The following is a 10,759-nucleotide window of genomic DNA, read 5'->3' on the forward strand; positions in this document are numbered from 1 at the left end:
CGCAGGGCGCCCACATAAGTACCATCGGCCCGAACGCCGCCATCGAGGATTTCGACCTGCACCAGCTCATCCAGGCTTTTTGGCAGCGCGCTTTGCGCTGCAACAATCTGCGGGGCAAGGAACCCGCTGAGTGCCAGGCCCAAGAGGCCAAAACAGGAAATCAGGCTGCGCCGGGCAGCTGCGGGTTTGGCAGGGGTATGGGATCTACATTCACGCATGGGAATATAAATGGGACTTTGCCGGGCAAATGCCAAGTCACGATCTGTTCAATCGGTTAATTGCGCTGTTGTGTCTCGCTGGATTGGGAGGCTCTTGCACCTCGCTGAGTGGGGCGGCATGCTGGAAGGGTGGCAAAATGGGCCAAAGGAAAGGGCAGAGCATGGATCTCACCGGGAAACTTCTGATTGCAATGCCGGGCATTGGCGATCCTCGGTTCGAGCATTCGGTGATCTTTTTGTGTTCCCACGGCGAGGATGGCGCCATGGGGCTGATCATCAACAAGGTGGCCCCGGATGTGCAGCTGAGCAACCTGCTGGACCAGCTTGAGATTCCTGTCACCCAGGCAGGCCAGGGCGAACGCGAGATCTGTTTTGGCGGGCCGGTGGAGACCCAGCGTGGTTTTGTGCTGCATTCAAAGGAATATGAATCCAGTATCAGCTCGCTTGTGGTGCCGCCAGGCTATGGCATGACCGCAACCCTGGATATTCTGGAAGATATTGCCCAGGGCAATGGCCCGGAACAGTTGCTGATCATGCTGGGCTATGCCGGCTGGGGGCCGGGACAGCTGGAGGCGGAGATCATCGCCAATGGCTGGCTCACCACCGAGAGTTCGGATGCGTTGATTTTTGGCACCGATGAAAGCGAGAAATGGGGCGCGGCGCTGGCCTCATTGGGTATTGACCCACTGAGCCTCTCGGCCAGCGCCGGCTCTGCCTGATCTAGGCAGGCGCAGGCTTTATGAGGCCGAGGGGGTGTCGCGCGGGGCTGCGGCCCGGCGTAGCCGGTCATTGATTGCAGCCCCCAACCCGATCTCGGGGATCGGTGCCACCGCGATAGGCAGGCCCATGGCGTCCAGCCGGTGCAGATGGCCAAAGAGATTGGCGGCCGCCTCTGCCAGATCGCCACTGTCAGACAGGCTGAGATCGCAGGCGCGGGCGCCGCTGTGGGGGCCAAATCCGAGGTAGCATTCGCCCGCGCAGGGAGAGGTTGCATTGAGCCGCACCCGTTCTTGTGGCGCGTAATGGGACAAGAGTTGGCCGGGGGCGGTCAGGGGATCGTGGATGTCGCGGCTTGCCAGAGGCTGGCCCAGAATTGCCTCGATCTCTTCACTTGCCAGGCCGCCGGGGCGCAGCAGCACGGGCGCCGCCCCAGCAAGACCGACAATGGTGGATTCCAGCCCCACACCACAGGCGCCATCATCGACCACTGCGGCGATGCGCCCAGACAGGCCTGCCATTACATGATCCGCCGTGGTCGGGCTGATCCGCCCGGAGGGGTTGGCTGAGGGGGCCGCGACGGGGCCGTCGAGTTCGGTGAGCAACTTTTGCGCCGATGGATGCGCCGGCACCCGCAGCGCCAGCGTGTCCAACCCGGCGGTCACCAGCTCTGAAATGCCGTGATCCGGCGCCAGTGGCAGCACCAGGGTCAGCGGGCCGGGCCAGAAGGCGCGCGCCAAAACCTCGGCCCAGTCATTCCACTGGACGTGACGTTTTGCAGCCTCGACGCTAGCAACATGGGCAATCAGCGGGTTGAAACTGGGGCGCCCCTTGGCGGCATAGATCGCAGCCACCGCCGTGCCATTGCGGGCATCAGCACCGAGGCCATAGACTGTCTCTGTTGGGAAAGAGACCAGTTTTCCCGCGGCCAGCAGCTGGGCGGCGCGGGCAATCCCGCCGGCCATGGCATCCAGCACTTGCGTTGCATTTTGGGCGGTTTCTTCAGGCATTTTCAGTGACGCGGCGTTTTGGTTGATTGCAGAAGGGTGGGCGTTAGGTAATCGATCAGCTGGAGAGAGATCCAGCGCAACAGACATACCGGGCCGATCTGGCAATGCCAAGCCGAGGTCCGCGATAAATCTTAAGGCCGACAAGAGGACGCCCATGACCTTCCGTGCCCCCGTATCCGAATATGAATTCCTGCTGAACACCGTGGTGGGCTTTGATCAGATTGCCCAGACCGACCGGTTCAGAGAGGCAAGCAGCGATCTGGTCACCGCGATCCTGACCGAGGCGGGCAAGTTGTGTGACGAGGTCATGGCGCCGCTGCAACGGGGCGGCGATCTGCAGCCGGCGGCGTTGGAAAACGGCGTGGTGCGGACCTCGCCGGGCTTTGGTGAGGGGTTCAAGGCCATCGCCGAGGGCGGCTGGATCGGCATGAGCGCCGCGCCCGAGCATGGCGGTATGGGGCTGCCAATGACCCTGACGGCGGCGGTGAACGAGATGATGTCGGGTGCCTGTCTGTCGCTGCAACTGGCCCCCCTGATGAGCCAGGGCCAGATCGAGGCGCTGGAGCATCACGCCAGTGACACATTGAAAGAGCTCTATCTGCCCAAGCTGATCTCGGGTGAATGGACTGGCACCATGAACCTGACCGAACCGCAGGCAGGATCCGATGTGGGGGCGCTCAGCTCTAAGGCCGAGCCCAATGGGGATGGTACCTATGCGGTCTCCGGCCAGAAGATCTTTATCTCCTGGGGCGACAATGATTTTGCCGAGAACATCTGCCATCTGGTGCTGGCACGACTGCCGGATGGTGTGCCGGGGACCAAGGGCATCTCGCTGTTCCTGGTGCCTAAATACCTGCCAAAAGAAGACGGTACGCCGGGTGTGGCCAATACATTGGGCGTGGTCAGCCTTGAGCATAAGATGGGCCTGCATGGCAGCCCGACCTGCGTGATGCAGTTTGATGGCGCCAAGGGATGGCTGGTTGGTCCCGAACATGGCGGCATGGCGGCGATGTTCACCATGATGAATAACGCGCGGCTGGGCGTGGGTGGTCAGGGCGTTGGCGCTGGCGAAGGGGCCTATCAGCAGGCTATGGCCTACGCGCTGGAGCGCAAACAGGGCAAGACGTCCTCAGGGTCCATCGCGGACCACGCCGATGTTCGCCGGATGCTGATGGAGATGAAGGCGGATACCTATGCCTCGCGCGCCATCATGCTGGCCTGTGCACATGCCATCGACATGGGGCAAGCCACCGATGCGTCGGACTGGAAGGCGCGGGCTGCCTTCCTCACCCCGATCTCCAAGGCCTTTGGCACCGATACCGGCATTCGGGTGGCGGATCTGGGCATTCAGGTGCATGGCGGCATGGGCTTTATCGAGGAAAGCGGCGCGGCGCAGTTCCTGCGCGATGTGCGGGTGACCTCGATCTATGAGGGCACCAATGGCATTCAGGCGATGGATCTGGTGGCGCGCAAGATGATGGATGGGGGCGATATGGCGCATCGCATCATTGATGAAATCGAAGCTCAGGCCGAGGGCGCCCGGGCCACCCATCCCAATATGGGCGAAGCCGTCTGGCAGGCCTGCGAGTCCTTACGCGAAACCACCGAATGGCTGGTGGAGCAGGATGACCTGCAGGATCGCTTTGCCGGGGCGGTGCCTTATCTGCGGGCCTTTGCCCGGGTTCTGGGTGGTCATTACCATCTGACAGCAGCCATTGCCGACAAGGGCGGTCCGCGTGAAAAGCTGGCACGGTTCTACATCAAACGGATGCTGCCGGAACACGCCGGCCTGCTGACCCATGTGCAGGAAGGTGCTGCCGGCACCATGGCGCTCACACTCGAAGAACTGGCAGGCTGATCATGGCAAGCGTTCCCGAAGTTGGCCCGCGCACCCCCTGGACCGAACCGCCCGAACTGGGCGAGGCGATCGAGGTCGCCGAAGGCGTGCTCTGAATGCGGCAGCCGCTGCCGATGAAGCTGGATCACGTTAATATCTACGCCCTGGATGAAGGCGATAGCTGGACGGTGGTGGACACCGGGTTCAACACCCGCAAAAGCCGCGAGATCTGGGAGACCCTGATGGCAGGCCCCCTGAAGGGCAAGCCGGTGAGCCGAGTTGTGGGCACCCATCACCACCCCGATCACATCGGCTTGGCGGGCTGGCTGCAGACCGAATATGGCGCCGAGCTGGTCACCAGCCGCACCGCCTGGCTTTTTGCCCGTATGCTGACCCTGGATGTGCAGGAAACCTGGCCCGCCGAGACCCTGGCCTATTACCGCTCTGCCGGGATGGATGCGGAGATCTATGAGAAACGCATTGCGGATCGGCCGTTCAATTTCTCCGATATGGTTTACCCGATGCCGCTGGGCTTTACCCGGGTGCAGCAGGGCGATGTGTTTCGCATGGGCGGGCGCGATTGGGACGTGCATATGGGCAATGGCCATGCGCCAGAGCACGCAACCTTCTGGAGCCGCGATGATAATCTGGTGATCACCGGCGATCAGATTCTGGCCTCGATCAGCCCCAATATCGGGGTCTATGCCACCGAACCGATGGCGGACCCCCTGGGCGAATGGCTGGAGGCCTGCGAACGTCTGGCACCATTGGCGCGGGCCGATCATCTGGCGCTGGGCGGGCATAAGCTGCCCTTTACCCGGTTGCCGCTGCGGATGCGGCAGCTGATTGATAATCACCACGGGGCGCTGGACCGGCTGATGAACCATCTGGAAACACCCCAGACGGCGGCGGATTGTTTTGCGCCACTGTTCAAGCGTAAGATCGGCGAAGGCGAATATGGGCTTGCACTGGTTGAGGCCGTGGCCCATGTCAATCATCTGTACCGCACAGATCGTGTCAGCCGCATCAAACGCGAAGACGGCGCCTGGCTGTATCAGAGCAAGACTTAAGCGCCGGGGCAGCTCCCCGGCCAGGGAATACCAGGGGAGTGAGTGGCCATGGACAATAAGATTTCAACCAGCGCTGAGGCGGTCGAGGCGGCAGCAATGCCCTGTGTGCACGAGGTGCATGCGGATCCGGAGGCCAAGAACGGCCTGACCGAGGTGCCCGAGCCGCTGCAAAAAACCGACGACTCCAAAAGCCAGGCGCGCTGGGCCTATGAGCGGCTGATCCTCTATATCCAGAACTTCGAAAAGCAGCTGGATGGCGAGCACGAGGTCGCAATGGGCTTTGTCGGCGGTGACGCTGGAGTTCTGCGGATCGAGGGCATGGGCTATTATGACCCGGATATCGTGACCTTTTACGGCACAGATGGCGGCGGCAGCAAAACCCAACTGGTGCAGCATGTCAGCCAGATGAATGTGATGCTGCGCGCCCTGCCAAAACCCCGCGAAGAAGTGCCTGCCAATCGCATCGGCTTTCGCCTCGCCAGCGATCTGGAGACCTGAACCACCGCGGGGGCACCTCTATAGAAGGGCCAGATGTGCTTGATCTGACGCAAAAATTCAGCACCGTCGCTTGGGCCCTGATCGGGACCGGGAGGCGGTGTTTGCTTTTTCTGAGTCTGCTTCTGTTGCTGCCCCACGGGGGGCAGACAGAGGAAAAACCAGTGGGGTCAGTGTCACAATGGACGCGGGATCTGGAGCTGGGCACCCATGCGCTCCTGCTGGAGCGGATCGCGGCAGAGGCAGCCCCGCTCAGTGATTTCACCTCGGATGGCTGCAGCGGCGGGCTTTCGTCCGGTTGGCAGCAGGTGGCGGGCTATTGGCCGGGGTTTGCGGGGCGCTACAGCCAGGCACCGCCCTTTGAGCCCTGTTGTGTCAGCCATGACAGGGCCTATCACGACATCACTGGCGCCCGCAGTGCCACGGCCAGCTACGAGGCCCGGCTCGCGGCAGATCAGGCGCTGCGCCTCTGTGTGCAGCACTTGGCCAAAGAACAAGGTGCGGAACTGGCAAAGGAGTACGGCGTCAGCCTCGAGGTGCTGCAGCGGGCCTTGTGGCAGCTGTCACAGGCGATGTTTTATGCGGTGCGATTCGGCGGCGAGCCCTGCTCGGGGCTGCCCTGGCGCTGGGGCTATGGCTATCCAAACTGCTAAAAGCCGGGTCAAAGACGCGACCATATGGCCGCAGGTCGGTCATTTCGCCCCCTGCGCGGCAATGACGTGGTGACAGGCAATTTGAAATCCAGTATCCAGCAGAAAACCTACGCGAATAGAAAGATCCGTCATGGCTGAACACAAACACGGTACCATGGACTGCAAAGTTCAAGAAGAAACCTATGCAGGTTTCATCTCCTTCACCACGCGCTTTACCATCTTCCTGATCTTCGTGGCGCTGTTTCTCGCCGTATTTGCGACCTGATCCTTGCAAATGACTGCTGGTAAGCTGTTTGGGCGCACTGCGCCGGGCCGTATCGCTGTGCGTGCGGCTCTTTTTGCAAGCTGCGTTGCCCTGGCGGGCTGCGCCGCACAGAAAAAGCCCAATGCGGATGCGGCAACGCTGGCAGCGGCCTCTTATACCCATAATGGTCCACCTGCGCTGACGCTTTTTACCATGGTCAACAACCGGACCGGGGCAGGGGGGCATACCTCACTGATGATCAATGCCTCTGAGCGGGTGATCTTTGACCCGGCGGGATCGTTCTATGCCGATGTGGTGCCTGAGCGGAACGACGTGCTGTTTGGCATCACCCCGGGCGTGGTGCTGGCCTATCGCGGCTCCCATGCCCGCAGCACCCATCATGTTGTGATGCAGCGGCTCGAAGTGACAGCAGAGCAGGCGCAGATGGCCTATGAGCTGGCGCTTGGCACGGGGCGCGTGCCTGGGGCCTATTGTGCCAATTCAACCTCTTCGATCCTGAGCAAACTGCCCGGTTTTGAAGATCTGAAGGTGACCTTTTATCCGGTGAAACTGCAGGAGCAGTTTGAGACCATTCCCGGCGTTGTCACCACCAAATACTATGAGGATGACGACGCGGACCTGCAAAAGGCCCTGGCGGAGGGCAATGTCGTCCTCACCTATGAGGCCACGCAGAGCGAATAGCCCCTACAGCGGCTGAGCAGGGAATGCCTGTTCAGCCCTTTGCTTTGTGGCTTTCTAAATTGTTTGTGGGTCAGCTTGGCGTGTCAGGATTTCATCTATCATAGGCTTAGTGAATTCCGCTTCTGGTGAGTCGCTTTTGTCTTTGGCCCTATGATATTCACCCGCATCAAAGGCTTCGAACACTTCGAAGAATGGGGAGGGCGCCATCCTGCCGTTGAGGTGTCCGACCAGACAGACCAAAGATCGTTCATGATGGAATCACAGCGGGTGTAGCTGAGTATACCGCCTTGGTACCTCCGGGCGACCTCCAGGCCGAGAGAATTGTAAAACGCCTCATTTGAAAGATCTTCAGACAGGGAGCGAACATGGTTCTCCGTGATCCTTTGATCTGGAGCTTCAGCAGCCAGGGCAATCAATTCGTCAAGCCTATGGTCCACGGTTTTTCCTTTTTGATCGACCGGGTGCGTTTCGGAACTACCCTAGCAAAAACAGCAACAAGAACCCACCGGCGCCGCTCAGCAGCGCCCAGAGCACATTGCGCGTCAGATAGCCTACTACAAAGGTCAGCACCGCCACTGCCAGATGTGGCAGGCTAGTCTCGCCTCCCGTGGGGGAGGGCCAGACCACCAGCGGCGTGACCAAGGCTGGAAGGATGGCAACGGCCGTGTAGCGCAGGTGCCGCATCAGCCAGTCAGGCATCTGCCGCCCGCCCATAAAACCGATAAAGGCAAAGCGCAGGGCAAAACTGCCCAAGGCCATGCCCATGATCACAATCCAGAGGCTGGTTTGGTCAAAAGTGCTCATGGGGCTGTCTCCTGCTTGGCCTTGCTGCGCGCGCTCGCCTGTTCAAGCCAGAGTTCAGTCTGGGCACCGGCCATCATCCCGGCCAGACCCGCGACGATCAGCCCGAGGTTATGGGGCATCAGCGTGGCCGGCAAAGAGACAACAATGGCAACCAGACAGGCCACCATATGCGCCGGGGTGCGCAGCATCGGCCCGATCATGGCCAGAAAGGCCAGCGGCAGAACAAAGTCCAACCCCCAGCTTGCCGGGATCTGGGCGCCAACCCAGGCACCGATGACAGTGGCTGCCATCCAGCTGGGGGCAATCACCGAAGTGGTGCCAAAGAAATAGCCCATCCGCTGGGGCACGGTCAGCTCGGGCTCGTCCTCGAATTTGACGATCGATAGGGCATAGGATTGATCCACGGTCAGATAGGCGGCAATGGCACGCTGCCACATCGGCGCCGCACCGAGGTAGGGCGTTAAGGACGCGGAATACATTCCCATGCGCAGGTTCACCGCCAGCGCCGAGGCCAATACGATCAGCAGCGGCGTGTTCTCCTGCAGCAGTTGCAGGGCGGTAAACTGAGCCGCACCAGCAAAGACCGCCAATGAAAACGCCAGGGCCTCAAGGACATTTAGTCCCGCTTCGGCGGATAAGACGCCAAAAAGCAGGCCAAAAGGACTGGCCACAAGCAGAAAGGGCAGGCTGTCGACCAGTCCTTTCAAAAACAGGGATTTCGGTGTGGTGATTGCCATGCGCGCGTCCTAGATTGACTGCCGAATAGCTAGGCAGCTTATAGAGGTTTTGCAATTGGTAATAAAAACTGACCTCACAGAAATCTTGGCCGAGTATCTGATTGCGCCTGATCCCGCCCGCGCAGGGCTCACCCGCCCGGTGCAAGGCATGGATGAGCATGGCGCGCCTGTGGACCTTTCGGTGGTCGAAGAACGCCCGCTGACCATCTATCTGAACCGGCAGGAAATTGTCACCGCCATGACCATTGGCGACTACCCGGAATATCTGGCGCTGGGGTTCCTGCGCAATCAGGGCATGCTGCTGCCTGACGATGTGGTCACGCGGGTGGATTTTGACGAGGAGCTGGAAACCGTTGTGGTGCGCACCGCGGTGGAAACCAGCCATGAGGAAAAGCTGCAGAAAAAGACCCGCACCTCGGGCTGTGCCGTCGGCACCGTCTTTGGCGATATGATGGAGGGGCTGGAGGGCGTGCAATTGCCCGCTACCCCGGTGAAGTCCTCCTGGCTTTATGCCCTGGCGCATAAGATCAACCGCACCCCGTCCCTGTATCTGGAAGCCGGAGCCATTCACGGCACGGTGCTGTGTCATCGCGATCATCCGCTGGTCTATATGGAAGACGTGGGACGGCATAACGCGGTGGACAAGATCGCGGGCTGGATGCTGTCAGAGGGCGTCGATCCTGAGGATAAGATCATGTATACCACGGGCCGGATGACCTCTGAGATGGTGATCAAATGCGCAATGATGGGCATACCCGTCCTGGCTTCACGCTCGGGCTTTACCGCCTGGGGTGTTGAGATCGCTCGCGAGGTCGGCCTCACCCTGATTGGCCGTATGAAAGGCCAGCGGTTTACCTGCCTGTCCGGCGATGACCGGCTAGAGCGTGACATGGATCCGCGCGACGCCCCGGTTGAGACAAAGACACATCGCCGAAAGGGTGAGGGATGAGCCCAAATGAATGAACAACTTCAATTGATTTACCAGATCTCCTTCGTTGCACTTGCCGGAGGTTATGGGCTGTATAATTCTGGGCGCATGTTTGAGCTGCACCGAGCCTATTTTCGACTGATGCAGCAGGTGCCACTTGTGGAGAGAGAAAGATACGGCTGGCTGGAGGATATGCCTCCGGTTGCTGTTCTGCCGTCTCTTGCGAACATGCGAAAAAACCTCAAGAGAAACAGGCTGCTGCTTCGATTGCTGCTGTGGGGAACACCTTTGGACTTGTCTGCCCCCGCTGAAGCCACTGAAATGCTTCAGCGCTTGAGGAGGGCAATCTTGCATTTTCTTTTTGCGCTTGCGGTGCTTTTTGTCTCTGCTTTCTTGTTGCTACCGTTTGCAATTGGCTGGCCGCTGCTGCTTTGGCCGCTTGTCGTGATACCAAGTTGGGCCGCATTGCGCCCATCTCCATGGAAGGCCGTTAACCATGACCAGAGCTAAACCCATCGGCGTAATCCTCGCAGGCGGTCTTGCCACCCGCATGGGCGGGGGCGACAAGGGGCTGCTGCAGATCGGTGGCCACAGCCTGTTGGAGCGGGTACGAGACAGGCTGGCTCCGCAGGTTGCCAGCATGGCGCTCAATGCCAATGGTGATGCGGCGCGGTTTGCCGACCTGGGCCTGCCGGTGGTGCGCGACAGTATCGAGGGCTTTGCCGGGCCCCTTGCAGGCGTGCTGGCGGGGCTCGACTGGGCGGCGGAACAGGGCGCTGAGGCAATCGTCACTGCCGCTGCCGACACGCCCTTCTTTCCGCAGGATCTGGTGGCGCGCCTGGTTGCAGCCTCTGAGGGGCAGGACCATCCGCTGGTATTGGCCACCACGCCGCGCACCGGCGAAGAGCTGAAATCCGGCGGGCGCAGCAGGGTCAATCGCCATCCAACCTTTGGCCTTTGGCCCGTAGCGTTGCGCGATGACCTGCGTGCGGCGCTCAAGGAGGGTTTGCGCAAGGTGGTGATCTGGACCGATCAGCACCAGGGCCGCGAAGCCCTGTTTGAGGCAGAGCCCTTTGATCCCTTCTTCAACGTCAACAGGCCCGAAGATCTGCCCCGGGCCGAGGAGCTTTTGCGATGAAACTCTACGGCATCACCGGCTGGAAGAACTGCGGCAAAACCGGGCTGATGGAACGTCTGGTGGCAGAGTTCACCGAACGCGGCCTGAGGGTCTCAACCATCAAACATGCCCATCACAGCACGGATGTGGATCAGCAGGGCACCGACAGCCACCGTCACCGTATGGCGGGGGCCTCCGAGGTGGTGCTGGCCTCGACCCACCGCATC

13 protein-coding genes and 2 pseudogenes are annotated in these 10,759 nt (G+C 60.7%); 11 read left to right on the forward strand and 4 right to left on the reverse strand.

What is annotated here, in order from left to right:
• Positions 1 to 218 (reverse strand): annotated as a pseudogene (locus tag ABJP42_RS20085) (protein-disulfide reductase DsbD domain-containing protein); the annotation flags it as partial.
• Between the two features lie 161 nt (positions 219 to 379).
• Between ABJP42_RS20085 and ABJP42_RS20090 the strand changes: the two are divergent.
• Positions 380 to 937: a YqgE/AlgH family protein gene (locus tag ABJP42_RS20090; protein WP_348343633.1), complete on the forward strand. Its 558-nt coding sequence runs from the start codon at positions 380 to 382 to the stop codon at positions 935 to 937.
• A gap of 18 nt (positions 938 to 955) precedes the next feature.
• Here ABJP42_RS20090 and ABJP42_RS20095 read toward each other — a convergent pair whose 3' ends face one another.
• On the reverse strand, positions 956 to 1,945 hold the full coding sequence (locus ABJP42_RS20095; protein WP_348343635.1) for an L-threonylcarbamoyladenylate synthase: 990 nt from the start codon (positions 1,943 to 1,945) through the stop codon (positions 956 to 958).
• A 154-nt stretch (positions 1,946 to 2,099) separates the two neighbouring features.
• Here ABJP42_RS20095 and ABJP42_RS20100 point away from each other — a divergent pair, with 154 nt between their 5' ends.
• The 6 genes and pseudogenes from ABJP42_RS20100 (at position 2,100) to ABJP42_RS20125 (ending at position 6,946) form a co-directional block, all read left to right on the forward strand.
• A complete protein-coding gene (locus tag ABJP42_RS20100; protein ID WP_348343637.1) occupies positions 2,100 to 3,803 on the forward strand; it encodes an acyl-CoA dehydrogenase in 1,704 nt (567 codons plus the stop codon).
• A gap of 2 nt (positions 3,804 to 3,805) precedes the next feature.
• Positions 3,806 to 4,852 (forward strand): annotated as a pseudogene (locus ABJP42_RS20105) (MBL fold metallo-hydrolase).
• Between the two features lie 48 nt (positions 4,853 to 4,900).
• On the forward strand, positions 4,901 to 5,350 hold the full coding sequence (locus ABJP42_RS20110; RefSeq protein WP_348343641.1) for a DUF6173 family protein: 450 nt from the start codon (positions 4,901 to 4,903) through the stop codon (positions 5,348 to 5,350).
• A gap of 161 nt (positions 5,351 to 5,511) precedes the next feature.
• Entirely contained in the window at positions 5,512 to 6,000 is a 489-nt protein-coding gene (locus ABJP42_RS20115; protein WP_348343643.1) for a hypothetical protein, read from the forward strand.
• A 130-nt stretch (positions 6,001 to 6,130) separates the two neighbouring features.
• Positions 6,131 to 6,265 (forward strand): aa3-type cytochrome c oxidase subunit IV, encoded by a 135-nt coding sequence (locus ABJP42_RS20120; protein ID WP_348343645.1) that lies wholly within the window; start codon positions 6,131 to 6,133, stop codon positions 6,263 to 6,265.
• A gap of 9 nt (positions 6,266 to 6,274) precedes the next feature.
• On the forward strand, positions 6,275 to 6,946 hold the full coding sequence (locus ABJP42_RS20125) for a hypothetical protein (protein WP_348343647.1): 672 nt from the start codon (positions 6,275 to 6,277) through the stop codon (positions 6,944 to 6,946).
• Positions 6,947 to 7,420: 474 nt separating this feature from the next.
• On the opposite strand, the gene ABJP42_RS20130 is transcribed toward ABJP42_RS20125, so the two are convergent.
• Complete coding sequence (locus ABJP42_RS20130; protein ID WP_348343649.1) at positions 7,421 to 7,750, reverse strand: AzlD domain-containing protein; 330 nt, start codon at positions 7,748 to 7,750, stop codon at positions 7,421 to 7,423.
• The gene (locus ABJP42_RS20135) at positions 7,747 to 8,487 is read right to left on the reverse strand and encodes an AzlC family ABC transporter permease (RefSeq protein WP_348343651.1); all 741 of its coding nucleotides are present in this window, start codon (positions 8,485 to 8,487) and stop codon (positions 7,747 to 7,749) included. Before ABJP42_RS20135 ends, ABJP42_RS20130 begins: the two co-directional genes overlap by 4 nt.
• A 55-nt stretch (positions 8,488 to 8,542) precedes the next feature.
• Between ABJP42_RS20135 and ABJP42_RS20140 the strand changes: the two genes are divergently transcribed.
• The 4 genes from ABJP42_RS20140 to mobB form a co-directional block, all read left to right on the forward strand.
• Positions 8,543 to 9,436 (forward strand): formate dehydrogenase accessory sulfurtransferase FdhD, encoded by an 894-nt coding sequence (locus tag ABJP42_RS20140; protein WP_348343653.1) that lies wholly within the window; start codon positions 8,543 to 8,545, stop codon positions 9,434 to 9,436.
• A 6-nt stretch (positions 9,437 to 9,442) separates the two neighbouring features.
• Positions 9,443 to 9,925 (forward strand): hypothetical protein, encoded by a 483-nt coding sequence (locus ABJP42_RS20145; protein WP_348343655.1) that lies wholly within the window; start codon positions 9,443 to 9,445, stop codon positions 9,923 to 9,925.
• A complete protein-coding gene (gene mobA / locus ABJP42_RS20150) occupies positions 9,912 to 10,553 on the forward strand; it encodes a molybdenum cofactor guanylyltransferase MobA (RefSeq protein WP_348343657.1) in 642 nt (213 codons plus the stop codon). Before ABJP42_RS20145 ends, mobA begins: the two co-directional genes overlap by 14 nt.
• On the forward strand, positions 10,550 to 10,759 hold a 210-nt coding region (mobB, locus tag ABJP42_RS20155; RefSeq protein ID WP_348343659.1), incomplete at its 3' end, for a molybdopterin-guanine dinucleotide biosynthesis protein B. The genes mobA and mobB, both read left to right, overlap by 4 nt.

The organism is Pseudophaeobacter sp. (genome assembly GCF_039971195.1).
In the GTDB taxonomy this organism is placed as follows: domain Bacteria; phylum Pseudomonadota; class Alphaproteobacteria; order Rhodobacterales; family Rhodobacteraceae; genus Pseudophaeobacter.